This is a genomic window from Pseudosulfitobacter koreensis (genome assembly GCF_024733015.1).
Classification (GTDB): domain Bacteria; phylum Pseudomonadota; class Alphaproteobacteria; order Rhodobacterales; family Rhodobacteraceae; genus Pseudosulfitobacter; species Pseudosulfitobacter koreensis.
The window spans coordinates 186148-211529 of record NZ_JANKJG010000003.1; the positions used below are offsets into that span (position 1 = coordinate 186148).

At 63.8% G+C, this 25382-nt stretch carries 25 protein-coding genes and 1 tRNA gene; 8 read left to right on the forward strand and 18 right to left on the reverse strand.

The genetic code is table 11. The features are described from left to right. Window positions 1-23 precede the first annotated feature (23 nt). The 5 genes from NTA49_RS06405 to lgt form a co-directional block, all read right to left on the reverse strand. Complete coding sequence (locus NTA49_RS06405) at window positions 24-776, reverse strand: Hint domain-containing protein (protein WP_258293843.1); 753 nt, start codon at window positions 774-776, stop codon at window positions 24-26. Between the two features lie 286 nt (window positions 777-1062). Continuing rightward, window positions 1063-1203 carry a hypothetical protein gene (locus NTA49_RS06410; protein WP_258293844.1) on the reverse strand — a complete coding sequence of 47 codons (141 nt, stop codon included), beginning with the start codon at window positions 1201-1203 and terminating at the stop codon, window positions 1063-1065. 173 nt (window positions 1204-1376) lie between these two features. Next, window positions 1377-2132 carry a peptidoglycan editing factor PgeF gene (pgeF, locus tag NTA49_RS06415; RefSeq protein WP_258293845.1) on the reverse strand — a complete coding sequence of 252 codons (756 nt, stop codon included), beginning with the start codon at window positions 2130-2132 and terminating at the stop codon, window positions 1377-1379. Next, a complete protein-coding gene (locus NTA49_RS06420; RefSeq protein WP_261368184.1) occupies window positions 2129-3187 on the reverse strand; it encodes a class I SAM-dependent methyltransferase in 1059 nt (352 codons plus the stop codon). Before NTA49_RS06420 ends, pgeF begins: the two co-directional genes overlap by 4 nt. Beyond that, window positions 3187-4077 (reverse strand): prolipoprotein diacylglyceryl transferase, encoded by an 891-nt coding sequence (lgt, locus tag NTA49_RS06425; protein WP_261368172.1) that lies wholly within the window; start codon window positions 4075-4077, stop codon window positions 3187-3189. Before lgt ends, NTA49_RS06420 begins: the two co-directional genes overlap by 1 nt. Window positions 4078-4173: 96 nt before the next feature. On the opposite strand from lgt, the gene NTA49_RS06430 reads away from it, so the two are divergent. From NTA49_RS06430 to NTA49_RS06450, 5 genes are all read left to right on the forward strand, one after another. Then, window positions 4174-4413, forward strand: a complete 240-nt coding sequence (locus tag NTA49_RS06430; RefSeq protein ID WP_258293847.1) for an accessory factor UbiK family protein — start codon at window positions 4174-4176, stop codon at window positions 4411-4413. A 321-nt stretch (window positions 4414-4734) separates the two neighbouring features. Beyond that, entirely contained in the window at window positions 4735-5235 is a 501-nt protein-coding gene (locus tag NTA49_RS06435; protein WP_258293848.1) for a type III secretion system chaperone family protein, read from the forward strand. Between the two features lie 39 nt (window positions 5236-5274). After that, window positions 5275-6087, forward strand: coding sequence for a pyrroline-5-carboxylate reductase (gene proC / locus NTA49_RS06440; protein WP_258293849.1), 813 nt, complete (start codon window positions 5275-5277; stop codon window positions 6085-6087). After that, entirely contained in the window at window positions 6080-6421 is a 342-nt protein-coding gene (locus NTA49_RS06445; RefSeq protein WP_258293850.1) for a tRNA-binding protein, read from the forward strand. The genes proC and NTA49_RS06445 overlap by 8 nt, the downstream gene beginning before the upstream one ends. A 23-nt stretch (window positions 6422-6444) precedes the next feature. After that, window positions 6445-7371 carry a 2-hydroxyacid dehydrogenase gene (locus NTA49_RS06450; RefSeq protein WP_258293851.1) on the forward strand — a complete coding sequence of 309 codons (927 nt, stop codon included), beginning with the start codon at window positions 6445-6447 and terminating at the stop codon, window positions 7369-7371. A 3-nt stretch (window positions 7372-7374) separates the two neighbouring features. Here the strand turns inward: NTA49_RS06450 and NTA49_RS06455 are convergent, their stop codons facing one another. The 9 genes from NTA49_RS06455 to NTA49_RS06495 form a co-directional block, all read right to left on the reverse strand. After that, complete coding sequence (locus NTA49_RS06455) at window positions 7375-7959, reverse strand: thymidine kinase (RefSeq protein WP_258293852.1); 585 nt, start codon at window positions 7957-7959, stop codon at window positions 7375-7377. Window positions 7960-8066: 107 nt separating this feature from the next. Then, window positions 8067-9191 carry a beta-ketoacyl-ACP synthase III gene (locus NTA49_RS06460; RefSeq protein WP_258293853.1) on the reverse strand — a complete coding sequence of 375 codons (1125 nt, stop codon included), beginning with the start codon at window positions 9189-9191 and terminating at the stop codon, window positions 8067-8069. A 110-nt stretch (window positions 9192-9301) separates the two neighbouring features. Then, on the reverse strand, window positions 9302-9856 hold the full coding sequence (gene comE, locus NTA49_RS06465; protein WP_258293854.1) for a sulfopyruvate decarboxylase subunit beta: 555 nt from the start codon (window positions 9854-9856) through the stop codon (window positions 9302-9304). Then, window positions 9856-10353: a sulfopyruvate decarboxylase subunit alpha gene (gene comD, locus NTA49_RS06470; RefSeq protein WP_258293855.1), complete on the reverse strand. Its 498-nt coding sequence runs from the start codon at window positions 10351-10353 to the stop codon at window positions 9856-9858. Before comD ends, comE begins: the two co-directional genes overlap by 1 nt. Before the next feature lie 40 nt (window positions 10354-10393). Continuing rightward, window positions 10394-11701 carry a histidinol dehydrogenase gene (gene hisD, locus NTA49_RS06475; protein WP_258293856.1) on the reverse strand — a complete coding sequence of 436 codons (1308 nt, stop codon included), beginning with the start codon at window positions 11699-11701 and terminating at the stop codon, window positions 10394-10396. A 160-nt stretch (window positions 11702-11861) separates the two neighbouring features. Beyond that, entirely contained in the window at window positions 11862-14921 is a 3060-nt protein-coding gene (locus tag NTA49_RS06480; protein WP_258293857.1) for an efflux RND transporter permease subunit, read from the reverse strand. Next, window positions 14918-15967, reverse strand: coding sequence for an efflux RND transporter periplasmic adaptor subunit (locus NTA49_RS06485; protein WP_258293858.1), 1050 nt, complete (start codon window positions 15965-15967; stop codon window positions 14918-14920). The genes NTA49_RS06480 and NTA49_RS06485 overlap by 4 nt, the downstream gene beginning before the upstream one ends. A gap of 203 nt (window positions 15968-16170) precedes the next feature. After that, window positions 16171-17652 (reverse strand): fused MFS/spermidine synthase, encoded by a 1482-nt coding sequence (locus NTA49_RS06490; protein ID WP_258293859.1) that lies wholly within the window; start codon window positions 17650-17652, stop codon window positions 16171-16173. A gap of 109 nt (window positions 17653-17761) precedes the next feature. Then, window positions 17762-17965, reverse strand: a complete 204-nt coding sequence (locus NTA49_RS06495; RefSeq protein WP_258293860.1) for a hypothetical protein — start codon at window positions 17963-17965, stop codon at window positions 17762-17764. 535 nt (window positions 17966-18500) lie between these two features. On the opposite strand from NTA49_RS06495, the gene NTA49_RS06500 reads away from it, so the two are divergent. After that, window positions 18501-18929 (forward strand): BLUF domain-containing protein, encoded by a 429-nt coding sequence (locus NTA49_RS06500; RefSeq protein ID WP_258293861.1) that lies wholly within the window; start codon window positions 18501-18503, stop codon window positions 18927-18929. 60 nt (window positions 18930-18989) lie between these two features. Here NTA49_RS06500 and NTA49_RS06505 read toward each other — a convergent pair. Next, window positions 18990-19065, reverse strand: a tRNA-Thr gene (locus tag NTA49_RS06505). Between the two features lie 96 nt (window positions 19066-19161). Continuing rightward, complete coding sequence (carB, locus tag NTA49_RS06510; protein WP_258293862.1) at window positions 19162-22494, reverse strand: carbamoyl-phosphate synthase large subunit; 3333 nt, start codon at window positions 22492-22494, stop codon at window positions 19162-19164. 215 nt (window positions 22495-22709) lie between these two features. Here carB and NTA49_RS06515 point away from each other — a divergent pair, with 215 nt between their 5' ends. Then, a complete protein-coding gene (locus NTA49_RS06515) occupies window positions 22710-23378 on the forward strand; it encodes an HAD family hydrolase (RefSeq protein WP_258293863.1) in 669 nt (222 codons plus the stop codon). Between the two features lie 64 nt (window positions 23379-23442). Here the strand turns inward: NTA49_RS06515 and NTA49_RS06520 are convergent, their stop codons facing one another. Next, window positions 23443-24219, reverse strand: a complete 777-nt coding sequence (locus tag NTA49_RS06520; protein ID WP_258293864.1) for an alpha/beta fold hydrolase — start codon at window positions 24217-24219, stop codon at window positions 23443-23445. Between the two features lie 47 nt (window positions 24220-24266). Between NTA49_RS06520 and NTA49_RS06525 the strand changes: the two genes are divergently transcribed. Next, entirely contained in the window at window positions 24267-24641 is a 375-nt protein-coding gene (locus NTA49_RS06525; protein ID WP_258293865.1) for a hypothetical protein, read from the forward strand. Between the two features lie 21 nt (window positions 24642-24662). Here the strand turns inward: NTA49_RS06525 and NTA49_RS06530 are convergent, their stop codons facing one another. Beyond that, window positions 24663-25271 (reverse strand): hypothetical protein, encoded by a 609-nt coding sequence (locus NTA49_RS06530; RefSeq protein ID WP_258293866.1) that lies wholly within the window; start codon window positions 25269-25271, stop codon window positions 24663-24665. Window positions 25272-25382 lie beyond the last annotated feature (111 nt).

Here is a 25382-nt window from a genome sequence, read left to right on the forward strand (position 1 = left end):
CATGATGCGCGGGCCGACCCGTTTCAGGCCGCCTCTTCGGTGCCGTCCGGCGCGCGCAGATGCGCCAGCGCGCCAAAGTCGGTCACATGTGAAATCCGCGGGAACATCCCCAGAAACAGGTCCCGCACCGCGTGGCTGACCGAGCGTGTGCTTTGCGTGCCGGGGTGAAAGGTTTCCATCTGCAGGCCGCCTGCAAAGACCGTCGCATGGCGGGTCAGGCACAGGTGGAACAGGCGCACCTGCGTGGGCGGTGCCACTTCGATCACGTTGACGCCATCGACGAAATCGCGGGCGAGGGTCAGCATCTGCGCGCCGGAGACCTGATTTCCGCGCAGGTGGTGCGGGGTCTGCAGCAGGCGAGCCGATGGGCCGACGGTCAGAAAGCTTTCGGGGCGGCCGGGGCCGAAGGTGTCGGCCATGATGCGGATCAGGGGCGTGCGGCGGCCGGTGTCGGCGGGCACGAAACTGGTCGAGCCGATCCAGACGGCCTGTGCCGCCTCGCCGTCGCCGGTGCGCAGCCAGTCGCCCGGTTGCAGGTCTTCGATGGCGATGGGGCCATCGCGTCCTTCCAGCACCGTGCCGCGCGCAAAGGCGGAAAACGCCTGTTCGATCAGGGGCAGGGCCGGGGCCTTGACCTGGCTGACCAGACGGCTGCCATCGGCACGCAGCGCCGCAATCTCGTAGGTTCGGCTGGCGGGCAGGCTGACGCTCCGCGATATCGGGGCGGCATAGGTCTGGTGGCGCGAATGCCCGGAGGGGGCGGCAGAGATGGTCATGCGATTAACCCTAAGCTGGTCGGTCACATCTGATGTCGGCCCCCACCGACGACGACAGATGAACTGAGGTTCACGTGTCTGATGCACCTCTAATCGCCAATCCTGCCTCCGATTGTCAAAAAGCAGAAGACATTAATGCCCTGAAACGCATCAATCCGCCCAAACGGGGGCGGATTGTAGGACGGGCAGCGCGCCGCGCGCCACATTTGACATATTTCGCGGTGAACCCATGCGGGCCAGTGCCGCGAATGATTCGAAGCCCAGATAGGCCCCAGGTGGGCCGGGATCAGGCCGCTTTGCGCGTCAGCTCGGCCTTGCGTTTCGCGATGAAGGCGGCGCGGCGTGCGCCACGGGCCCAAGGCATCACGGTCTTGTCGTCGGCTGCTGCTGCGACCACGGATTTGATGAAGCGTGTGTTGGTTTTCATGTCGGTGCCCTTTGCTCAGTCATCTCTGCGGCGTTTGGTGCCGCTGTTGAGATCATTTCTGACAGGGTTTTCGGGCGTGGTTGGGACCGGTTTCGGCCAATTTCAAGATAGATTAAGGCAAAATGTGTACAATAAAGGCAGCGCTGCCCTGATTGTTTCCTGTTTTATATGGTTCAGAGCCTGATCGCGGCGATCAATCGGCCATAATCTGCGGCGCGGTCGTGGACCGACCGGCGGTAGGAGAAGAATTGCGCCGGATCGGAATAGGTGCAGTGCCGCGTCCATTCGGCGGAGGCCACGCCACGGGCACGCAGGCGGTGCAGGCCATAGCCGGGCAGGTCATACATCATCCGGTCGCCGGTGCCGTTGGCGAAGAACCGGGCGCTCGCGTCGTCCTCGGCGATGTGGGTCTCGAAGAACTCCGGCCCGACCTCGTAGGCGCGCTGGCTGATCGAGGGGCCGATGACCGCGTGAATATTGTCCGCCGAGGCGCCCAAGGCTTCCATCGCATCGACTGTTGCCTCAAGCACACCGTCGAGCGTGCCGCGCCAGCCTGCGTGTGCGGCGCCGATCACCTTGGCCTCGTGGTCGGCAAAGAGCACCGGTTGGCAGTCGGCGGACAGCACCGACAGGGCCAGTCCCGGCGTGGCGGTGACCATCGCGTCGGCCTTGGGCTTGGTGGGCAGGGGGGCGGTGACCTGGACCACCTTGGTCGAATGTACCTGATGCACGCCCAGCAGGTGATCGGCGGGCACGTCCATCCGTGCGGCCACGCGGGCGCGGTTGATGGCGACGATCTCGCTTTGGTCGGTGCTGCCGCTGCCGCAGTTCAGACCGGCGAACACGCCCGACGATGCCCCGCCCGCGCGGGTGAAGAACCCGTGAGCAAGGGGATCAAGCGTGTCATGTGTCAGAAGCTTCAGCGTCATGGTTCCAGACCCGGTGGCGGCGTGGCCCCCGTCGGATAGAGGCCCAGCACTTTGAACAGGTTTCCCATTTCTGCGGGGTGCGTCAACCGGCGATGTGCGGCGACATGCGCGTCTAGCGGTCCGCCGCGCAGGGTTTGCGCCAGTGCCTGCGCGCGCTGGGTGATGCCAAGCCTTTCCAGAAACACGCCTTGGGGGGTGATGCGCGTGAACGCGCAGCGGGCGGCCTGCGTCAGCGCCTCGAAATCCACATGGGTGGTCAGGTCGGCGGTGCCTGGGTCGGCCAGCGGGTCGGTAGTTTCATGGTCCTTGACCGCCTGCAATGTGTCGCCCAGCGAGCGCCAGTCGCCATAGTCGATGATCAGCGCCGCACCGCCATGATCACGGATGCGGCTGCTGATTGTGTCGGTGATCGGGGTGGCGCCTGGGCAGACCTCGACGATGTCGTCCTGGCCCGTGTCCTCAAGCCGATGCGCCAAAGCGGGCTGCAGTGTGGCGGGGCCCAGGCCCATGTGCAAGCGGTCGCCATCTGCGCCCACCATCCGTTCGCGCCAGCGGTCGCCGTCGCGCTGGTACTGGTGCACCGGCAGCGCGTCGAAAAATTCGTTGGCAACCAGATAAAGCGGCTGTTCGGGCAGGGCGTGAACGCTGTCGAGCCATTGCGGGGCGAGGTCTTTCAGTGCGGTGGCCTGAACCTCGCGCAGTTTGGGCGACGCCTCGATCAGTGCGATCTGCATGGCGTCGTGGAACCCCGGCACGCGGGCGGTGGCGCGCAGGATATCGGCCATCAGCGTCCCGCGACCGGGGCCAAGTTCGGCCAATGTGAATGCGGGTGGTGCACCCTGATCCAGCCAGCTTTGCGCCAGTGACAGGCCAATCAACTCGCCGAACATCTGGCTGATCTCGGGGGCGGTGGTGAAATCGCCGCCAGCGCCCAGCGGATCGCGGGTGGTGTAATAGCCGTGGGTCGGATGCAGCAGCGCCTCGGACATATAGTCGGCAAGGGTGATCGGACCCATGGCCGTGATCCGGTCGGTCAGTATCCGCAGCAGCGACATCAGGCGGGCGGCGTCCGGCGCGCGCGCAGGATCAGCCAAAGCCCAAGGGCGATCATCGGCAGCGACAGGATTTGCCCCATGGTCAGACCCCAGCCGCCGACATGCCAGGCCAGCCCCAGCGGATTGCCGTCGGAGATGAACTGCGCGTCCGGCTGGCGGACGAATTCCACCACGAACCGCGACAGCCCGTAGCCCGCAAAGAACGTCCCCGCGACGCGGCCCGGAAATTTCAGTGCGTCACGTCGCCAGACCAGGATCAGCAGGATGGCGCCCAGAATCAGCCCCTCGAGCAGCGCCTCGTAAAGCTGGCTGGGGTGTCGGGCGCAGAGCCCCACAACGTCGGGGCAATATTGGGCGGCATCGCCGGGAAAGGCGACGCCCCAGGGCAGATCGGTTGGACGGCCCCAAAGTTCGGCGTTGATGAAGTTCGAGATCCGGCCCAGCAGCAGCCCCGGCGGCACGCCAAGGGCAATCGCATCGGCGGCGGAGGTTTTCGGGATGCCCTGCCGCCAGGTGTAGATGTAGGCGGCGATGACCACGCCCAGAAGCCCGCCGTGGAACGACATGCCACCCTGCCAGATCGCCAGGATCTGCGATGGATTGGCGAGATAATAGGCGGGCTGGTAAAACAGCACATACCCCAGCCGCCCGCCGAGGATCACGCCGACGATGATCCAGGTCAGCAGGTCCTCGATCTGGGTCGTCGTCATGGGCGGTGTGTCGTTGCGCCACAGGCGCGCGCGCCGGGTCGCCATGACCACCAGCCGCCACCCCGCAAGGATGCCGACGATATAGGCCAGCGCATACCACCGCAGCGCGATGGTCATGCCAAAGATCGACACCGAAAAGATGTCTGGAGAGATGTCGGGGAAGGGGATCAAACCGGTCATGGATGCGACATGCATGTGCCGCGCGGGGGAAGTCAACCTTGCGGGCGCGGGCCTGTCGCCCCATATAGGAGGTAAGCCAGTTAAAGGAGTATGCACATGCAGGCGCGTGGCAAGATTTTCGACGATATTTCGCAGCTGATGACTAATGCGATGGGCGTGGCACAGGGTGCCAAGGGCGAAGCCGAAACCGCGATGAAATCGCTGATGGACCGCTGGCTGGCGGACCGCGATTTCGTCACCCGCGAGGAATTCGACGCGGTGCGCGCGATGGCGCAAAAGGCCCGCGAAGAGAACGAAGCGCTGAAGGCGCGGCTCGATGCGATGGAAAGCAAGTAAGAGTTTTTTGCGCTCTGACTGCCGATCCGGGATTTGTGAATAATTCATGAACGTCTGCCCCTTCCGGGGCGGGCGTTTTTTGTTGTTCTGGCGGGCTGGGCCACGGTCCAGCGACCCTATCAGGCGTCCATTTTGTGCGCCCCAGAACCTTTTCCACAACTTATTGAACTTATCCCCAAATAAAGGGTTGCCACAGCCCCGCCCCACCTGCACCATATTTGGTAGAGATACGGGGGGATCACCCCGATACTCAGAGCAGGCACCTAGCATTTGGGGGCTCGACATGGGCCCATCGCTAGAGCGAGAAAAAGAGGTAGCGACATGGCCCTTTCCGAGCATTACCTGGAAGACGAGATCCACCCGATTGATATTGTCGAGAACATCGCGGCGCATCATGACTGGGATTTCGACCGCATCGCAGACGATCAGATCGCGATGGCCGTCGAAGGCCAGTGGCGCACCTATTCTCTGACGCTGGCATGGTCCGGCTATGACGAGACGCTGCGTCTGGTCTGCACCTTCGAGATGGAGCCGCCCGAGGAAAAGCTGGGCGACCTCTATGCCCTGCTGAACCTGATCAACGACCAATGCTGGGCCGGTGCCTTTACCTTCTGGGCAGAGCAGAAGCTGATGGTCTACCGCTATGGGCTGGTGCTGGCCGGTGGCCAGGTCGCAGGCCCCGAGCAGGTCGATACCATGATCAACGCCGCCGTGATGAGTGCCGAGCGCTACTATCCCGCGCTGCAATTGCTGACCTGGGGCGACCGCACGCCCAAGGAAGCCTTGGACGTGGCCATTGCAGAGGCCTATGGCCGCGCGTAAACCTTCGCCCTGAACCATAGGCGGGGGAAGGGTGAAACCATGAAAGATGACGTGATCGCGCAGCGGGGCCTTGTGCTTTTGGGTTGCGGCAAGATGGGGTCGGCGATGCTGGCGGGCTGGCTGAAACGCGGTCTGCCCGCCACATCGGTCTGGGTGCAGGATCCGCATCCGTCGGAATGGCTGAAGGCCAGCGGCGTGCACATCAACGCCGAGTTGCCCGCCCATCCGGCAATCGTTCTGGTCGCGGTCAAGCCGCAGATGATGGGCGACGCGGTGCCGAACATGGCGCATATGGGCGGCGGCGACACCGTGTTCGTCAGCGTCGCGGCAGGCACGCCGATTTCCTATTTCGAAAAGACACTGGGCGTAGGCACGCCGGTCGTGCGGGCCATGCCGAACACGCCTGCCGCCGTGGGCCGTGGCATCACCGCCATCGTCGCCAACGCGGCCGGGGAGGGCGCGCTGGATGTGGCCGAGGAATTGCTGAGCGCCGTGGGGCAGGTGGTGCGGCTGGACACGGAATCGCAGATCGACGCGGTTACGGGCGTCAGCGGGTCGGGGCCGGCTTATGTCTTTCACATGATCGAGACGATGGCAGCGGGGGGCGTGGCGCAGGGGCTTTCGCCGGAACTTGCGATGCAACTGGCCAAGGCCACGGTGGCGGGTGCCGGTGCGCTGGCAGAGGACGCGGACGAAGACCCCGCGCAGTTGCGCGTCAATGTGACCTCGCCCAACGGCACGACGCAGGCGGCGCTTGAGGTGCTGATGGACGCCGAGACCGGATTTCCCGCGCTGCTGCCGCGCGCGGTGGCAGCGGCGACACGGCGGGCAAGGGAACTGGCGGATGGCTGACAATCTGGATTTCGACACGTTTCTGAAAGTGGACATTCGCGTCGGCACCGTGCTGCGCGCAGAACCCTTTCCCGAGGCGCGCAAGCCCGCGATCAAGATGTGGATCGACTTTGGCGGCGACATCGGCGAGCGCAAGACCAGCGCCCAGATCACCGCGCATTACACGCCCGATATGCTGGTGGGCAAACAGGTGGCGGCGGTGGTGAACTTTCCGCCGCGTCAGATCGGACCGTTCATGTCCGAGGTGCTGGTGCTGGGGCTGCCCGACGACAAGGGCGAAATCATCCTGCTGCGTCCCGATCAGGCGGTACCCGACGGGGGGCGCATGCATTGAAAACGCTCTTTATTTCGCGCCCCATGCCCGCCGATGTCGCAGCGCAGGCGCGCAAGCTCTTTAAGGTGACCATGCGCGAGAGCAACGCGCCGCTGTCGCAGGGCGAAATGATTGTCGCACTCGAAGGTTATGACGCCGTGATGCCGACGCTGGGGGATGCGTTCAGCGCCGAGGTTTTTGTCAAGGCGCGCCCGCGTGCAGTGATGTTGGCGAACTTTGGGGTGGGCTATAACCACATCGACGTTGCGGCAGCCAACGCGAAGGGGCTGATCGTCAGCAACACGCCGGGGGCCGTGACCGATGCCACGGCAGATACGGCTATGACGCTGATGCTGATGAGCGCACGGCGCGCGGGCGAAGGCGAGCGCATGGTGCGCGCGGGACAGTGGGCGGGGTGGCACCCGACGCAGATGCTGGGGCTGCACCTGACCGGCAAGACGGTCGGCATCGTCGGCATGGGCCGGATCGGGCAGGCCATCGCGCGGCGCTGCCACTTTGGCTTTGGCATGAAGGTGGCCTATTTCACGCGCTCGCCAAAGGATCTGGAGTTCGAGGCTGTGCCGTATGATGATCTGTCAAAGCTGGCCGCCGCGGTGGACGTTCTGGTGCTGGCGGTGCCGGGCGGGGCCGAGACGCGGCATCTGATAGACGCGGATGTGCTGGCAGCGATGCCGCGCCACGCGCATCTGATCAACATCGCACGCGGCGACGTGGTGGACGAGGACGCGCTGATCGCAGCCTTGCAAGGCGGTTTCATCGGTGGCGCGGGTCTGGACGTTTACGCTCAGGAGCCGCACGTGCCCACGGCGTTGAAAGCCCTTGAGAACGTCGTGCTGCTGCCGCATCTCGGCACCGCCGCGCTGGAGGTGCGCAGCGATATGGGGCTGATGGCGCTGCGCAATCTGCGCGCTGTGCTGATCGACGGGCAGGACGCGCCGAACGCGGTTTGAGGCTCAGGCCATGTCGCCCGTCGCCTTGCGCCAATGCCGGCGACATAGGCTGACGTAGGTCTCGTTGCCGCCAATCTGCACCTGAGCGCCGTCCTTGACGACGTTACCTTGGGCGTCCTGGCGCACGACCATGGATGCCTTCTTGCCGCAGTGGCAGATGGTGCGCACTTCGCGCATCTCATCTGCCAGCGCCAGAAGCGTGGCCGAGCCGGGAAAGAGTTTGCCCTGAAAATCCACCCGCAGCCCGTAGCACATGATCGGCACCTTCAGATCGTCCACCGCGCGGGCCAGTTGCCAGACCTGCGCATCGCTGAGGAACTGCGCCTCGTCGATGAAGATGCAGGCGATCTGTGCGGTGGCCAGATGCGTCTTGATCTTGGCAAAGAGGTCTTCATCGGGGCCGAAGGTGTCGGCGTCCTGACCGATCCCGATGCGGCTGGCGATGCGGCCCTGACCGGCGCGATTGTCGAATTGCGCGGTGATCAGATAGCACTGCATCCCGCGCTCGCGGTAGTTGTGCGCGGCCTGCAATAGAACCGTCGACTTGCCGGCGTTCATCGTGGAGTAGTGAAAATAGAGCTTTGCCATGGGGCGAGGAGGTACGCCAACGCGGGGCGGCAGGCAAGATGGCGGGTGGCGAATCCGGGGGCTTTGCCCCCTGGTCCCCCAGGATATTTAGGGCCAAAAGAAAGCGGTCAGCCGTGTTTTTCGACCAACACGCTGCCGACCGAGTAGCCTGCGCCGAAGGAGCAGATGAAGCCGTGATCGCCGTCTTTCAGGTCGGCAGAGTGTTTGGCGAAGGTGATGATAGACCCTGCCGAGGAGGTATTGGCATAGTCCTGCAGGATGTTGGGCTGCTCATGCGGTTCGGGCGTGCGGCCAAGGACCTTTTTGCCGATCATGTCGTTCATGCCCTTGTTGGCCTGGTGCAGCCAGAGGCGCTTGATGTCCTGCGCCCCGAGGTTTTCATCCGCCATGTGGCCCGCGATGTGATCGGACACCATGGGCACAACCTCCTTGAACACCTTGCGGCCGTTTTGCATGAACTGCATGTCGCGGCGGTCTTTCATGCCGTCGGGGCGCGAGCGGCGCAGGAAGCCGTTGTTGTTGCGGATGTTGTTGGAATAGCTGGTGGCGCAGCGGGTGGATTTAACCGCGAAATAGGCGCCTTTGGCGTCTTCCTCGCGTTCCAGCAGGGTGGCGGTGGCGACGTCGCCGAAAATGAAGTGGCAATCGCGGTCGCGCCATTCGATATGGGCCGAGCAGATCTCGGGGTTGATCACCAGCGCCGAGCGGATCGAGCCCGAGCGGATCATGTCGGCGGCGGCCTGGATGCCGAAGGTGGCGGAGGAGCAGGCGACGTTCATGTCGAAGGCAAAGCCTTCGATGCCCAGCAGATCCTGGATCTCGATGGCGACGGCGGGATAGGCGCGCTCGAGGTTCGAGGCGGCGCAGATCACCGCACCCACGTCGGCGGCGGTTTTGCCCGCGTTCTCCAGCGCGATATTGGCCGCCTTCAGCGCCATTTCGGCCATGATCGACGGCTCTTCATCGCTGCGCTGGCGCATCTTGGGGTACATCACCGTGGGGTCCAGAATGCCGTCCTTGACCATCACATAGCGCTGTTCGATGCCCGAGGCCTTGAAGATGAACTCTTCGGAGGAGTGATCCTTGGCCGCCCGCGTGCCCGCCGCGATCTCGTCCGCGTGTTCGGTGTTGTAGAGGTCGGCGTAGGCGTTGAACGCCTTGACCAGTTCGGCGTTGGTGATGGTTTCGGAGGGTGTGAAGACGCCTGTGCCTGTGATCGCCGGTGTATACATTTTCTGCCCCTTTTTTCAGCGTCCCATATGAAGACGTGTTCACGCCGGAAGGTCAAGGCGGGGCGGCGGCTCGCCGCCTCGTTTTTAGGGGCTGTGCTTTCAGGACCGGATCACGACCGGATCGCCGTCATGAAGCGGTCGCGGATCACCACGGGGTCCTTGGTGATGACCGGCACCTTGATGTTGCCGCTGGCGCATTTGGCGACGATCACCGTCATGCGTCTGGACGCCAGCGCATCGGTCAGGGCCTGAGCGGTATCCTCGGCCGCCACTTCGATCACGGTGTCACAGCCGCAGGCGCGCGCGACCGCGGCAAGTGAGGTCTTCTTGCCCGCATAGGTCGGCTGGTCGCCGGTCGAGCCGTAGCTGCCGTTGTCGATGATCAGCAGGATGAAGTTGTCGGCCACATTGTTGGCGATGGTGGGCAGGGTGCCAAGGTTGGTCAGCACCGATCCGTCGCCGTCGATAGCGATGACCTGTTTGTCTTGCGCAAGCGCCAGCCCCAGACCGATGGACGACGCGAGCCCCATCGTGCCGAGCATGTAGAAGTTGGTCGGCTGGTCGTCGATCATGTGCAACTCCTGGCTGGGCAGGCCGATGTTGCACACCACCAGATGATCGCGGATCACGGGGGCGATGTCGCGCAGGATGTCGGAACGGTTCATCAGTAGCCTCCCCAGAATGTCGCGTCGGTCAGGATCGCCACGGGTTTGTTGCACATGAAGGTGTATTTCAGGATCGCGTCCAGCTCGTCCGCGTCGGATGTCTTGTGGAAGTGGTAGGTGGGGATGTTCAACTGGGCCAGCAGCGCCTTGGTGTGAACGGCCATTTCGGCCTGGCAGGCGACCGGCTCCTTCAACTCGCCCCGGTACGAGATCAGCATCGGCAGCGGCATCCGGTAGAACTGCGTCAGCGTCACCAGCGTGTTGATCGTCACGCCGATGGCGGTGTTCTGCATGATGATCATCGGGCGCTTGCCGCCCATCCAGGCGCCTGCGCACAGGCCCATGCCCTCGTCTTCCTTGTTGGCGGGAACGTGCATGATGTCGGGGTGCGCCTCGACCGCCTCGATCACACCGCCCAGCTGCTTGCACGGCACGGTGGTGACAAAGGCGATGTCGTTGGCCACCAGATCGCCGACGATTTGTTCTGATATGGTCATGGGGTTCTTTCCGTTCGGTCAGTACGCGGGGCAGAATGGATCAGGTCGGGGCGGCAAGGTCAAAGACTTCTTCGGGGAAGTACTTTGCCAGCCGTACATCGGCGCTGCGGGCGTGGCCCTCCATGCCTTCGACGCGGCTGATGCGGGCGGTCGCGATGGCCACGGATTTTGACCCCGTCCGGGTGGCGCGCTGCCATGTGACGACCTTCATGTATTTGTGGACGCTCAGGCCCCCAGTGTACTTGGCCGCGCCCGAGGTGGGCAAGACATGGTTGGTGCCCGTGGCCTTGTCGCCGTAGGAGACCGTGGTTTCCTCGCCCAGAAACAGCGAGCCGTAGCAGGTCAGCCGGTCCAGCCACCAGTCCAGATCGGCAGCTTGCACGGTCAGGTGTTCGGGGGCATAGGCGTCGGAACAGGCGGCCATATCCTCGCGGTCGTCGCAAAGGATGATCTCGGCGTAGTCGCGCCATGCGGCGTTGGCGCTTTCGCGGTTCAGGGGCGGTAAGGCGGCGATCAGGGCAGGCACACGGGCCGCCACGTCCATTGCCAATGCGCGGTCATCGGTGACCAGCCAGACGGGCGAGTTGTGGCCGTGTTCGGCCTGGCTGACCAGATCGGTGGCGACGATGTGCGCGTCGGCGGAGGCATCGGCCAGGATCAGGCTGTCGGTCGGTCCTGCGACCATGTCGATGCCGACGCGGCCATAGAGGATGCGCTTTGCCTCGGCGACGTATTGGTTGCCGGGGCCTGCAAGGATGTCGGCGCGGGGCAGGCCGAAGAGGCCGAACGTCATGGCTGCAATGCCCTGCACGCCGCCCATCGCCAGGATGCTGTCGGCGCCGCTGAGGTGCGCGGCATAGATGATGGCGGGCGGCAATCCGACACCGGGGCGCGGCGGAGAGCAGGCAGCGATATGGCCGACGCCCGCAACCTTGGCGGTGGTCACGGTCATGATGGCGGACGCCACATGCGAATAGCGCCCGCCGGGGATGTAGCATCCGGCGGCGTTGCAGGGGATGGTTTTCTGTCCTGCGATCAGGCCGGGAACAACTTCGGTCTGCATGTCCTGCACCGATTGCTTTTGCGCCTGCGCAAAGCGGCGGACGTTGTCGTGGGCAAAGGCGATGTCATCGCGCAGCGCTTGCGGGACAAGGGCGCAGGCCTTGGCGATGGCGTCTTCGTCCAGCACCACCGGGCCATCGTAGTTGTCGAACTGGCTGGCATAGCGCCGCGCCGCCGCTTCGCCGCCCTGTTCGATATCGGCGAGTATGGCCGCCACGGATCGCGAGACGTCCTCGGCTCCGCTGCGGGCCGATCTGGTCGCTGTCTTGAGGTATTCACGCGGCAAGGGGAGTGCTCCGTCCTGAGGTTGACCGGGACGCTAGAGCAGCAGGGGCCGCGCGGTCACCCCTGCAAAGGTTCCTTTGCGAAGATCACCGTGCGGTTTTCAAGAATGTGATGAAAGCAGCCCCGGACAGCCCAGCGGTTCTCAGGTAGTAAAACGCCCTCTATGCCGGGCTCTCGGCCTTGTCCCCGGTCTCTTCGGTGTCCCGTTGCAGCAGATCGTAAAGCACTGGGGTCAGGAACAGCGTCAGGATCGACGCCACCAGAAAGCCGCCGATGATGACAAGACCGATGGAGATGCGGCTGGCCGCACCCGCGCCGCTGGACAGGACCAGAGGGACCGCCCCAAGAACGGTGGACAGCACCGTCATCATGATCGGACGCAGACGCACGGTTGCGGCCTCGACCACGGCCTCGCGCACGGCATATCCGTCTTCGCGCAATTGATTGGCGAATTCGACGATCAGGATGCCGTTCTTGGCCATCAGCCCGATCAGCATGACCATGCCGACCTGGGTATAGATATTCACCGCCTCGCCCAGCGAAAACAGCGTCAGCAGGGCACCGGCCACGGCCAGAGGCACTGACAGCAAGATGACAACCGGCTGGATAAAGCTTTCGAATTGGGCAGCGAGCACCAGAAAGACCACCAGCAGTGCCAGCGCAAAGGTGGTGACGATGCCGCCCGAGGTCTCCTGAAAGCTTTCGGCCTGACCCGAATAGAAAATCTGCATCTGCGAGGGCAATCCGTCCGCAATGCTCTCGACCGTCTGGATGGCAGAGCCCAGATCGACGCCATCGGCCAGCGATCCCGAAACCTCGACCGAGGGCTGGCGGTTGAAGCGGTTGAAGGCCGCCACCGAAGCGCGGCGCTCCAGCGTCACCAATCCGTCGAGCGGGACCAATGCGCCGTTCGCTGCGCGCACGTTGATGCCGCGCAGATCTTCCGGTGCAGCACGCAGCGCGTCAGGGGCCTGCAGGATCACCGGGTACTGGCGATCCTGAGAGATGAACTCGGTCACCTCGGCGGATGCAAAGAAGGTGCGCACGGCATCGGAAATGGCGCGGGCGTCCACGCCGATCTCGCGCGCCATGTCGCGATTGACGTTGATGTCATAGCCGGGCGTGTTCACATCGTAGGCCCGGCGCACGCCGACGATGTCCGGGCTGTCGCGCAGCGCCTGCTCCATCTGGGCCGAATAGTCGGCTGCCTGCTCAAAGCTGGGGGCCGTCACGATCACTTCCAGCCCCGAGCCGCCGCCCGCATCCAGACCGGAGGGTGCAAAACTGCGGACGTTGGCCAGGGTGATCTGCGCAAACTTGGGGCGCAGTTCGGCCAGCACGTCGCGCGGACCCATCTCTCGGTCCCCCCAGGATGCCATTGAGGCCACCAGAAATGCACGCCCCGTTTCGCCATATTGTCCCACGATGCCGATGACGTCCTCGACGGTGCCATCCTCGCGGTAGGGAGCGATCAGGTCTTCGACCTGCTGAACGGCCCTGTCCGTCAGCCCAAGCGCCGAACCCGCAGGCGCGCTGACCGACACGAAGAACACGCCTCGGTCCTCGTTCGGGGTCAGCTGCGAGGGAAGCTGCTGGTAGAGCGTCCATGACATTCCCGACAGGACCGCCGCGATGGCAAGGATGATCAGCGGCGCGCGAATGGCGTGGTTGAGCAGGCTGCGATAGGCATCTGCCGTGCTGTCGGTGACAGACTTCACGATCCGGGAGAACCGGCTGGTGTTCATGCCCTTCTTCAACACCAGGCTCGCCAGCACCGGGCAGAGCGACAGCGCCACGAAGGTCGACAGAGCCACGGCGACGGCCAGCGTGACGCCGAATTCCTGAAACAGCTTGCCGATCTCGCCCTGCAGGAACGACAGCGGCACAAAGACCGAGATCAGCACGGCGGAGGTGGAGACCACGGCCACGAACACCTGATTGGCCCCGGCGCGGGCGGCTTCCTTTGGGTCGTCGCCTTCTTCTACCCGCCGTTCGATGTTTTCCAGCACAACGATGGCGTCGTCGACCACCAGGCCGATGGCGAGGATCAGCGCGAACAACGTCAGGATGTTGATCGAAAACCCGATGAATGCGATCCCGGCGCTTGCCCCCAACAGGGCGATGGGGATCGTGACCGCAGGCACGATGGTCGCGCGAAGCGACGCCAGGAACACGAAGATCACCGAGACGACGATGGCGACCGAAATCGCCAGCGTTGTCAGCACCTGGCGTATCGAATTCTGAATGAACTCAGCGTCGTCCGAGGTGACCTGAAGTGCGGTGCCGCCCGGCAGATCGCCCTGAATCGCGGTGACTTCCTCGCGCACGGCCGAGGAAATCGTCAGGGTATTGGCCGAAGACTGGCGCAGGACACCGATGCCGATGGCAGTCTCGCCATTGGCGCGAAACAGGCTGTTGTCATCCTCGGTCCCGATGTCGGCGCGGGCCACGTCGCCTAAGGTGATCCGCCCGTTTTCGCGGTTCGCCACGATCAGATTCTCGAAGTCTTCGACACTGGACAGCCGCGTTTCCGTCCGCAGCAGATAGGTGCGCGAGGTGCTTTCGATCTGGCCTGCGGGCAGCTCCAGGTTATTCGCGCGCAGGGCATCCGCGATTTCGGTCGCGGTGACACCGCGCGCAGCCATCGCGTCGGGGTCCAACCAGATCCGCATCGCGTAAGGCCTCGCGCCATAGATCTGCACGGCGGCCACGCCGTTCAGCGTCTCCAGCCGGTCGGTGACAAAGCGGTCCGCATAATCGGTAAGCTCGGTCGCCGACATGTTCTCCGAGGTCATGGTCATCCAGATGATCGGATCGCCCTGGCTGTCGTTCTTCTCGATCTGCGGCTCTTCGGCCTCGTCGGGCAGATCGCCGATCACGGCCTGCACGGCGGCGCGCACATCAGATGCGGCCTGATCCACGTCGCGGCCTTGCCGAAACGTGATGACGGTGCGCAGCCCGCCCAGTTCGGATTCCGTCGAGATGCGATCGATCCCCGCAACCGTGGAGATTGCACCTTCGATCACGCTGGCCAGTTCATTGTCCACCACGCTGGGACCGGCGCCGATATAGGCCACGCTGACCGTCACCTGGGCGGTCGATGTGTCCGGCAATTCGCGCACGGGCATTCGGGTCAGGGCGGCAATCCCCAGAACCACGATCAGGATGGACATGACCGTGGCCAGCACGGGGCGGCGGATGCACAGATCAGAAAGGGTCACTCGTCGCCTCTCTCGGCGGGGTTTTCTTCCACCGCGACAGGGGCGCCATCGGTCAGCTGATCCCACCCCGCAACGACGATCCGGTCGTCGATTTCCAGTCCCTCGCGCACTTCGGTCATCGTGCCGCGCGTGGTGCCAATCTCGATCTCAGTGCGTTCAGCGGTACCGTCGGCAACGGTGTAGACATAGACCGCCATCCCCTCGCTGATGATCGCATCCTCGGAAAGGGTCATGCCCTCGTAGGTGTCCAGAACCAGCCGGACGCGGGCGAACATGCCGCCCACCAGCCTGCCGTCATCATTGTCGATTTCCGCCCGGATCTCGAAGCTGCGGGTGCCCAGATCAATCTCGGGCGCGCGCAGGGTCACTTGCCCCTCGAAGGTGGCGTTGGGATAGGAGGGCGTGGTGATTTCCAGCGTCTGGCCGGGTCTGACCTGCCGGAAGTACCGTTCGGGCAGGGTTGCCGACACCTCGACCGCGGACAGATCGGCCAGTCGGGTGACCGCCTGATTGCCATTCAGAAAGCTGCCCGGTTCCGTGTCGATCACGCCCAGTGTGCCCGCAAACGGGGCCGTGACTGTGCGATCCTCAAGGTTGGCCTCAGCCATCATCACCGCGGCCTCTGCCCGCCGGAAAGCGCCACGCGCTTCCTCCAGCCGCGCTTCTGCGGCGGCATTGCTGTCTTCCAGTTGACGGTAGCGGCTATATTCCTGCTCGGTCTCGTTCAGCGTCGCCTGCGCCTCGGCCAGTGCTGCGCGGGCGGCACGGTCGTCCAGCGCGATCAAAAGGTCCCCTGCCGACACCTTCTGCCCAGAGGTCACAAGCACGTCGGACACGCGCCCCGCCACGTTCGGAACGATATCGACCGCGCGCACCGGGCGCAGCGTGCCGACAGCCGAAACGGCGTCTTCGATGCTGCGCATCTGCGGGGAGGTCACCCCGACACGTGTGGGCTGGCGGTCCTGACCCTGCTGCCCTGCGTCCTCGCCGCCGCGCAACAGCAATTGGGTGCCGAACACGCCAGTTGCGACGAAAACTGCGATCACGCAAACGCCCAAGGTGTATTTCAAGACTGTGCCCACGACCGACCTTTCAAAGAATGACCCGACAAGACGTAGAAGCTTGGGCGGTTTATCAACTTTGCGCGGTGGGTGGTGGGCGATATCCGGGAGCGGATCTGGGGTAAGTCTGTGTATTTAAATGAAAAAGGAGCGTGAATAGAACTGGATCAGGTTTTCGTTATGACGCCTTACCGATGCCCCACCCAGCCGCGATCGTCGGTGAACGCGCGGCCCTGCGTGATCTGCACCGGTCTGTAATCGTCCGGCAGCGCATCCAGCGCGGCAAAGGGCGCATTCGATGCCGCCAGCAGCACATTGCCGCGCCCGCGAAAGCTGATCGGACCCTGAATGGCTTCGACGTGGGGATAAAGACTGCTCAGGATCGCATGCACGCCGCGCACCAGCGGGCCATCGGGGCTGTCGATCAGGTTCACATAGACCGGGCCGTCCACGATGCCTTGCAGGCGCTGATAGGTTTCCAGCGTCACCAGATGCGCAGGAACCGATCCCGAAGAAAACGCGTCCATCACGGCGGCGTCGAAACTGCGCTCTGTCTCGTTCAGGAAAACCCGACCGTCCGCATGCACGATACCAAGGCGGTCCTTGCCTTGGGCGTTTGCCGCGCCATCAAGGTTTGCGTCATAGCCTGCCGCGTCGATCATTGCGCCGGCATCCGGCAGGTGCCGCCGTGCGACGCGGGTGACAAGCGGGTCGATCTCGACCGCGACGGCCTGTGCTGCGGGTCGCGTTTCCAGCAATCGGGCGGGCAGGGTGTAGCCGCCACCGCCGACGAACAGCACCGAAGGGGCCGGGCCCAGATCACGGTCCAGCCGGGACCACATCCATTGGGTATAGGGCATCACGAGGTCCGGCGCGGCATTGGTCGGTTCCGCCGCCTGCGGGGTGCGGTCCGAGTAAAGGTAGACCACGTTGTTCTGACGCACCACGTCGATGCACGACAGGCCGGATTCGTAGTGGCACACCGACCCGCCCGCAAATCCCGTCGCCACGGCCAGCGCAGCGCCGCCTGCCCAGAGTGCGGACCCGGCTGATCTGGTCGTGTCGGCAACCCCTGTCTGGTCACCGGCATCCGATGGTGTGCCCCTGACCAGCAGGGCACAGCAAAGCGCCACGGCTCCGCATCCGGCAAAGGTGGCCACCGACCCGATCAGCGGCAGGGCGACGAAACCGGCAAGCACCGCACCGACAATCGCGCCAAGCGACCCTGCCGCCAGAACCAGCCCAAGCGATGATCCCTCGCGGCCCGGTCGGGCGTCGACCGCCATCTTTGCCAGAAACGGCGAGGGAAAGCTGACAAGCACCGACGCGGGAAAGAAGGCGAGGATCACCGCAAGCAGCATCCCTGCCGTCTCGCGCGCGCCCCAGGCATAGATCAGGCCCAGCACGGTCGGCGACATCGCCATCAGGATCGCCGTCGCCACCAGCGCCTTGCGCACCGCACGTGCCGCAGCACGGCTGTCCCGTTCGGCCACCAGACCACCCAGCGCACTGCCCAGCGAGAACCCGGCCAGAATGGTCGCAATCACGGCGGTCCATGTCAGCAGCGAGGTGCCGAAGAACGGCGCAAGCACGCGGCCGGCCGCAATCTCGTAGGTCAGCCCAAGGGCGGACAGAACGAGGATCAAGCCGATGGTCATCGAAAACTGCATTGGGGCCTCCCTTTGGGGTCCGCAAAACGGGTATCGGGTTTTGCCTGCCACGCATAGCGACCCGATGCCATGCCGCCAAGGCTGCGGTGAACGCGATGGCGTGACCGGGTCAGGGGGCTTTGTCCAGGGTCACCTGTCCTGCCAGTTTCGTGTCGGCCTGAATGCCCAGCAGGACCGTATCATTGGACCGCTCAAGACGCAGGGTGCCAGCGCCGCCTTGGGTGACGACAAGGCTGCGCTGGTTTTCCCCCGCCTGGCTCGTGTTCAGCCTGCAGCGCAGCATCTGCGGCGTGGTTGCGTCCGCCTGCGACACATGACCTGCACCCGTCCAGGTGCCGGCACCGCTTGAAGCACGAACCAGACACACAAAAGCAGTTCGAGCCGCTGGATGGCCGTCAGCAACGTTTCCGCCACCGTGACCGGATCGCCCATGACCTGCGCCTGCGGGGGCGGCCTCGGCCGCTCGTTCAAGGGCTTGATCAATCGCGGTGCGCGCGCTCTGGCCCGTCCGGTTTTCGTTCAAAACTTGAATTCCCTTTGATTGTGTCCGCACTTCACAAAGTCATCTCCCCCCGGACATGGGTTTGACTAGACTGGCAGCGTCAAGACGCATTCCCGCTGCGTCCTGAAGCCGGGCCGGTGCGTTTTTTCAGTCGGCGCCCAGATTGGAACTTGCGCACGGGGGCCCTATCTGGCGTGGGGGAAAAGTGCTGCCGACACCGGAACGAAATTGGCGCGCGCGCCAGCGGCACCTGAATTGGTCAATGCTGTCAGCAATTTGACCGCTCTTGCAACCCGCTCCACACCGTTTGGAGGGCCTGAATGGCCGGAAAGGAAAAGATTAGATTATGCTGCATCAACTCGTTTACGTGAGCTCTTCGACCGAACCGATCTCACCCGACGAAATCTCTAGAATTCTCGAGACGTCCCGACAGAACAATGACCGCGACGACGTGACCGGGCTGTTGCTCTATCATGACCAGTTGTTTTTTCAGGTGCTGGAAGGCGATCAGGTATGCGTGCAAGAGTGCTTTGACCGTATCAAGCGTGATCGGCGCCACGGCAGCACATCGGTCGTGTGGGAATACCAGGTGGAGCGCCGTGCCTTCCCGCAGTGGTCGATGGGCTATGCCAAGCCCGAAGACCTGAGCGAGGAAAGCCGGAGCGCTGCGATCTCTTTGTCGAAGCTCTTGCACAAACCTGCCGACGCAAGAGAAGATCCGGTCATTGCGAACCTTGTCCAGTCCGTCCTGTCCGATTTTCGCGGAATCACATAAGCCATTTATGGCCCCAGAGCGGGTTCATGTGACAGGTGTCGATCACCATTAATTCAGAAATGGTGCCGCTGAAGGGACTCGAACCCCCGACCCCATCATTACGAATGACGTGCTCTACCAGCTGAGCTACAGCGGCTCTGGTGGCGCAGTCTTTAGAAGATCTGCGCCCCCCGGATCAAGGGGGATTTTACGAGGCGCGTGGGGGGCAGCGAAGCCTCCCGCGCGTCTCGGATCAGCCTTGCAGCGGTTTCACGCCCACGTCATCGGCGGCCTGCGCCTTGATCGCCAGAGCGGCGGCATAAGAGGCCGCAGCGGTGGTGAAATAGGGGATCTTGTCATAGAGCGCGATGGAGCGGATCGACTTGCTGTCCTCGACCGCCTGCGTGCCTTCGGTCGAGTTCATGACCATCTGCACGCCGCCGTTCTTCATCAGATCGGTGACATCGGGGCGGCCCTCGTAGACCTTGTTGACGAGACCGCAGGTGTGGCCGTTTTCGGTCAGCCATTTGGCAGTGCCGTGCGTTCCAACGAGGGTAAAGCCGAGGTCCAGCAGGATTTTCGCGGCCTCCAGCATGTCGCCCGTCTTGTCGTCGTCCTTGATCGACACGAACACGCAGCCCTCACGCGGCAGCGGGTTGCCCGCCCCCATCTGCGCCTTGAGGAAGGCGCGCGGGAAGTCGCGGTCCCAGCCCATGACTTCGCCGGTCGAACGCATCTCGGGGCCGAGGATCGTGTCGACACCGGGGAAGCGGGCGAAGGGCAGCACGGCTTCCTTCACCGAATACCACGGCATGTTGGGGTCGGCCAATGTCATCGGATCGCCCAACGGCAACACGTCGGAGTATTTGGCGTTTGCATCATAGGGCGCGCGCATCGGGAAGTTCGACAGCGGCTCTCCCGCCATCACGCGCGCGGCGATGGACGCGATTGCGCTGTCGGTCGCCTTGGCCACGAAGGGCACGGTGCGCGAGGCGCGCGGGTTGACCTCGATCAGGTAAATCTCGCCGTCCTTGACCGCGAACTGGATGTTCATCAGGCCGACCACATGCAGCGCCAGCGCCAGCGCGCGGGTCTGCACCTTGACCTCTTCGATGATCTCGTCGGGCAGCGAATAGGGGGGGAGCGAACAGGCGCTGTCGCCCGAGTGCACGCCCGCCTCTTCGATGTGCTGCATGATGCCCGCGACATGCACGTCGGTGCCGTCGCAGATCGCATCCACATCCAGTTCGACCGCACCGGACAGGTAGCTGTCGAGCAGCACGGGGCTGTCGCCAGAGACCACGACCGCTTCGCTGATGTACCGCTCAAGCTGGGCCTGATCGCGCACGATTTCCATCGCGCGGCCACCCAGCACGTAGGACGGGCGGATCACCAGTGGAAAGCCGATGTCGGCCGCGATGGTGATCGCTTCGGCGTCGGAATGGGCGATCCCGTTGTGCGGCTGTTTCAGGCCGAGGCCCTGCACCAGTTGCTGGAACCGCTCGCGGTCTTCGGCAAGGTCGATGGCGTCGGGCGTGGTGCCCAGGATCGGGATGCCTTCGGCGTGCAGGGCGGCGGCGATCTTCAGCGGGGTTTGCCCACCGAACTGCACGATCACACCGTGCAATGTGCCGTTGTCCTGCTCGACCCGCAGGATTTCCATCACGTGCTCGAAGGTCAGCGGCTCGAAATACAGCCGGTCCGATGTGTCATAGTCGGTCGAGACCGTCTCGGGGTTGCAGTTGACCATGATGGTTTCATAGCCCGATGCCGTCAGCGCATAGCACGCGTGGCAGCAGCAATAGTCGAACTCGATGCCCTGACCGATGCGGTTGGGGCCACCGCCCAGGATCACGACCTTCTTGCGGTCCGACGGGCGGGCTTCGCATTCGACTTCCCCAAAGACGGGAGATTCATAGGTCGAGTACATATAGGGCGTCTGCGCCTCGAATTCGGCGGCGCAGGTGTCGATGCGTTTGAACGCCGCCACGACACCGGCATTGCGGCGCGCGGTGCGCACCTGATCTTCGGTCAGGCCGGTCAGCGTCGCCAGACGCGCATCGGTAAAGCCCATCATCTTGAGGTGACGCAGGCCCTTTTCGTCTTCGGGCAGCCCGCTGGCGCGCACCTCTTCTTCGGTGTCGATGATCTCGCGGATACGGGCCAGGAACCACGGGTCGAACATGGTGATGCCGTGGATATCGATGTCGCTGATGCCGTGGCGCATGGCCTGGGCGATCACCCGGATGCGGTCGGGCGTCTGCTGGGCCAGCGCCTTGGTAATGGCGGCACGGTCGGGGGCACCGGGAATGCGGATCTCGTCAAAGCCGGTCAGACCGGTTTCCAGCGAGGCCAGCGCCTTTTGCATCGACTCGTGGAAGGTACGGCCTATCGCCATCGCCTCGCCGACGGATTTCATCGCCGTGGTCAGGTGCGGCTCCGAGCCGGGAAATTTCTCGAAGGCAAAGCGCGGGATCTTGGTGACGACATAGTCGATCGTCGGCTCGAAGCTGGCAGGTGTCACCTTGGTGATGTCGTTGTCCAGCTCGTCCAGCGTGTAACCCACGGCCAGTTTCGCCGCGATCTTGGCAATCGGGAAACCCGTCGCTTTTGACGCCAGCGCCGAGGAGCGCGACACCCGCGGGTTCATTTCGATCACGACCATGCGCCCGTCGGCAGGGTTGACCGCCCACTGCACGTTCGATCCGCCGGTTTCCACGCCGATCTCGCGCAGGACCGCGATCGAGTGGTTGCGCATGATCTGGTATTCTTTGTCGGTCAGCGTCAGGGCAGGGGCCACGGTGATGCTGTCGCCGGTGTGAACGCCCATCGGGTCGATGTTTTCGATGGAGCAGACGATGATGGCATTGTCGGCGCTGTCGCGCACCACTTCCATCTCGTATTCCTTCCAGCCCAGCAGGCTTTCGTCGACAAGGATCTGGCCCACGGGCGATGCATCCATGCCGGTGCGGCAGTAATGCTCGTAGTCTTCGCGGTTATAGGCGACGCCGCCGCCGGTGCCGCCCATGGTGAACGCGGGGCGGATGATCGCGGGCAGGCCCACGTAATCCAGCGTCTCGAATGCCAGTGCGACACCTGCGGCCAGATCTTTCTTACCGTTTGGGCCCTTGGGTGCGGTGACGATGGTCGCCTTGGGGTTCTCGATGCCCAGACGGTCCATCGCTTCGCGGAACAGCTTGCGGTCTTCGGCCATTTCGATGGCTTCGCGCTTGGCGCCGATCATCTCGACGTTGTACTTGGCCAGAACGCCCATCTCTTCCAGCGCCAGCGAAGTGTTCAGACCGGTCTGCCCGCCCATCGTCGGCAGCAGCGCGTCGGGGCGTTCCTTTTCGATGATCTTGGCGACCATCTCGGGGGTAATGGGCTCGATATAGGTGGCATCGGCCATGCCGGGGTCGGTCATGATTGTGGCAGGGTTGGAGTTGACCAGGATGATCCGGTAACCCTCTTCGCGCAGGGCCTTGCAGGCCTGTGCGCCGGAATAGTCGAATTCGCAAGCCTGCCCGATGACGATGGGGCCAGCTCCGATGATCATGATGGACTTGATATCGGTTCTTTTCGGCATGGCGCGGCCCCTTAAATGTCCGGGCACCCCCTGTGCCCAAATTGTCCTGCGTTATAGGCATCAAGCCGTCGGGTGCAAGGGTCGTTCCCCCGCCATCGGCCATTCATACAGGCCTTTGGGCAATTTTATTTGCCCAAGTGCGCCAATGTCGGGAACCACCGCCCTGCGGGTGCGTTAAAGCGGAATGGTTAATGAAAACCAAGGGGGCATCTGCGTTGCGATATTCTGCATTGCTGCTGGGGTCTATCGGCGTTCTGGCCGACACATCCGACATGCAGAGACGCGCGTTCAATGCGGCATTTGCCACGCATGACCTTGACTGGACATGGGACAGCGAAACCTATGCCGATCTGACCCGCGTGATCGGCGGTCTGGCCCGCATCCGCCATTATGCCGACAGCGTCGAACAAGAGGTGGACGCCAATGCAATCTACGACGCCAAGATCGACGCCTTCGGCAAGATGCTGGAAGACGGGGTGCGCCTGCGTCCCGGCATCTCCGATCTGATCGCAGAAGCTCGACACTATGACATGAAGATCGCCTGCGTCAGTGCCGAGGACAAGCGGCAGGTCGCCCTGATCCTGCGCGCGCTGGGGCACGATCTGGACCCGTCTGTCTTTGACTACATCGGCGACGGATCGAAAGCGGCCCGCCCCAAGCCCGAACCCGCGATTTACCGCGATGCGCTGAGGGCGGTGGACGTGGACGCCGACGCAAGCCTTGCCATCGAGGACACGCCCGAAGGGGCCGCATCGGCGGTGGCCGCCGGTATCGATACATTTGCCTACCCCGGACCCGGAATGGAGCATCGCAATTTTGTCGATGTGATCGGAACGGGCACGCCGAGCCTGGATCTGCTGCGCACTGCGGAACAGCCGGCGTGATTTCTTCGGGGTAAGGTGCCGGGCAGGGCTTCGCCTCTCTGTCCGGCACTTCGTATTTGTCCCGTCAGGCGCTGCCTTCGAAATCCATCGTCAGGAACGTGCGCACCGCCGCCTCGAAATCGCGCGGCTTTTCCGCGTGCAGCCAGTGCCCGGTGTCGGGGATCTTGGCGAAATGTGCCTCCGGGAACAGCGACCTGATCTTCGGGCGGTGTTCGGAGGTGACGTAATGCGACGTGCCGCCGGTCAGAAACAGGGTCTGCCCGTCGAACCGGCTGTCGAGATCGGGAAACGACATGATGTCGGGCATGTTCGCCTCGAGCGCGTCGAGGTTCAGAAGCCAGCGTTTTTCCGACAGGTCCAGCGACTGCGTGAAAAACGACTGCAATGCGGGCTCGACGCCCAGTGCGCCCAGCTGTTCGGCGGCCTCGGAGCGGCGGGTGATACCCTCAAGATCGACACCGCGCATGGCGGTGATGTATTCCATCTGGCTGTGGGTATAGTCCACCGGCGCGATGTCGGCGACAACCAGCCGCCGCACCAGTTCGGGACGAGCCAGCGCCAGCGCCATCGCGGCCTTGCCGCCCATCGAATGGCCCAGCACGTCCACAGGTGCGCCGATGTGGTCGATCACCTCGGCCAGATCACCCGCCATATCCGTGTAACTGTTGGTCTTTTCGCGCGGGCTGAGCCCGTGGTTGCGCATGTCCACCGCGATCACGCGCCGCGTGTCGGACAGGCGCTTGGCGATCACGCCCCAGTTCCGGCCCGAGCCGAAAAGGCCGTGGGCGATCAGCAGCGGCGTGCCGGGACTTTCGGGCGCGTGGTCGATGAGATTCAGCATGGCGTCAGGGCTAGCGTGTTTCGCTCCGGTGCGCTAGGCCTGTCGCCATGGCAATGCAGATCGACATCGACACCCGCGCCGAAAGGCTGCGCGCTGCATTTGAAACGGCGCTGGGCATCCGCGCACGCAGCTTTGACGCGGCGCTGCGCAAGGCGGGGCGGCGTCTGCCGAAACCCGTGCGCAGGCAGGCAGAGGTGGTGCAGCACGCGCGCGCCATCGACGGCCACCCCAAGCTGCGGCGCACCATTGACCCAGGCGCAGTCGCACAGGCCGAAGCCGACGTTCTGGCGCATCTGAAAACGATTGACCTGGCAGATCAACGTCGTGGGCGGTTGCTGGGGCTGGCGGGGGTGATCGTGTTCAACTTGCTGGTGATCGCCGGGCTGTTCGTCGGCTGGCTGGTCTGGTCGGGGCATCTGTAGACCGCAGGGAGTTCCGAACGATTACTCGACCACCGCATTGATCGCTGCCGGAGCGGTCTCGGCGGGTTGTTCGGCCACGGCCTCTGCGGGGGACGTGTCGCCGGTCGCCCAAAGCTTGCCCTGAGACAGCAGCATCAAGCCCGCGACCAGCGCCGCGACCCCGCCCAGCGCGAGGGTTTGCTTGCGCGGTCCACCCCATGTTGCACTTTGTCCGTCACTGGGCCCGTTACTGGCGCGGCGGGTATTTGCCGCAGCCGGACGGCTTGGCACCGCACGGGGCGTCAGCGGCGGCGCCGACAGCGGTTTGACGCGCGAGGGTGCCACATCGGCGGCAAAAGCCTTGGCGGTCGTATCGCAGCAGAACGCGAAAACGCGCGTGGGTTTTCTGAATATCTGACCGGGGCGCACCAGCACTTCGGTCACCTGTCCGGCCAGATCAAAGCAATAGGTGTGCTGCGCGCCTGCGCTGTCCATCAGGGTATAAACGGGATGCGTTTCGGGTTTGACGTAGTCGCCCGCGCTCACGTAGATCGCCTGCACCCTCAGCGGGTACGGCAATGTGGCCTCGTCGGGCAAGGCAAGCCCGTTGGTTGATGGACCTATGTCATTCTGTGCGCGGCTCTTCACCATGCGTCCGACCCCATGTCGTTTTTCGTGCATTTTCCATGCGTTTGGCGGAACATGTAACAAAATTGCCAAGAGTTCAAAGGGAATATGTTGACCCCGCAACGCAAGACACCC

Bases quoted from the DNA above. Each gene is read 5' to 3' on its own strand.
- NTA49_RS06405 (WP_258293843.1), bottom strand. From the start codon at position 776: ATGACCATCTCTGCCGCCCCCTCCGGGCATTCGCGCCACCAGACCTAT.
- NTA49_RS06410 (WP_258293844.1), bottom strand. From the start codon at position 1,203: ATGAAAACCAACACACGCTTCATCAAATCCGTGGTCGCAGCAGCAGCC.
- pgeF (WP_258293845.1), bottom strand. From the start codon at position 2,132: ATGACGCTGAAGCTTCTGACACATGACACGCTTGATCCCCTTGCTCAC.
- NTA49_RS06420 (WP_261368184.1), bottom strand. From the start codon at position 3,187: ATGTCGCTGCTGCGGATACTGACCGACCGGATCACGGCCATGGGTCCG.
- lgt (WP_261368172.1), bottom strand. From the start codon at position 4,077: ATGACCGGTTTGATCCCCTTCCCCGACATCTCTCCAGACATCTTTTCG.
- NTA49_RS06430 (WP_258293847.1), top strand. From the start codon at position 4,174: ATGCAGGCGCGTGGCAAGATTTTCGACGATATTTCGCAGCTGATGACT.
- NTA49_RS06435 (WP_258293848.1), top strand. From the start codon at position 4,735: ATGGCCCTTTCCGAGCATTACCTGGAAGACGAGATCCACCCGATTGAT.
- proC (WP_258293849.1), top strand. From the start codon at position 5,275: ATGAAAGATGACGTGATCGCGCAGCGGGGCCTTGTGCTTTTGGGTTGC.
- NTA49_RS06445 (WP_258293850.1), top strand. From the start codon at position 6,080: ATGGCTGACAATCTGGATTTCGACACGTTTCTGAAAGTGGACATTCGC.
- NTA49_RS06450 (WP_258293851.1), top strand. From the start codon at position 6,445: ATGCCCGCCGATGTCGCAGCGCAGGCGCGCAAGCTCTTTAAGGTGACC.
- NTA49_RS06455 (WP_258293852.1), bottom strand. From the start codon at position 7,959: ATGGCAAAGCTCTATTTTCACTACTCCACGATGAACGCCGGCAAGTCG.
- NTA49_RS06460 (WP_258293853.1), bottom strand. From the start codon at position 9,191: ATGTATACACCGGCGATCACAGGCACAGGCGTCTTCACACCCTCCGAA.
- comE (WP_258293854.1), bottom strand. From the start codon at position 9,856: ATGAACCGTTCCGACATCCTGCGCGACATCGCCCCCGTGATCCGCGAT.
- comD (WP_258293855.1), bottom strand. From the start codon at position 10,353: ATGACCATATCAGAACAAATCGTCGGCGATCTGGTGGCCAACGACATC.
- NTA49_RS06490 (WP_258293859.1), bottom strand. From the start codon at position 17,652: ATGCAGTTTTCGATGACCATCGGCTTGATCCTCGTTCTGTCCGCCCTT.
- NTA49_RS06500 (WP_258293861.1), top strand. From the start codon at position 18,501: ATGCTGCATCAACTCGTTTACGTGAGCTCTTCGACCGAACCGATCTCA.
- carB (WP_258293862.1), bottom strand. From the start codon at position 22,494: ATGCCGAAAAGAACCGATATCAAGTCCATCATGATCATCGGAGCTGGC.
- NTA49_RS06520 (WP_258293864.1), bottom strand. From the start codon at position 24,219: ATGCTGAATCTCATCGACCACGCGCCCGAAAGTCCCGGCACGCCGCTG.
- NTA49_RS06525 (WP_258293865.1), top strand. From the start codon at position 24,267: ATGGCAATGCAGATCGACATCGACACCCGCGCCGAAAGGCTGCGCGCT.
- NTA49_RS06530 (WP_258293866.1), bottom strand. From the start codon at position 25,271: ATGGTGAAGAGCCGCGCACAGAATGACATAGGTCCATCAACCAACGGG.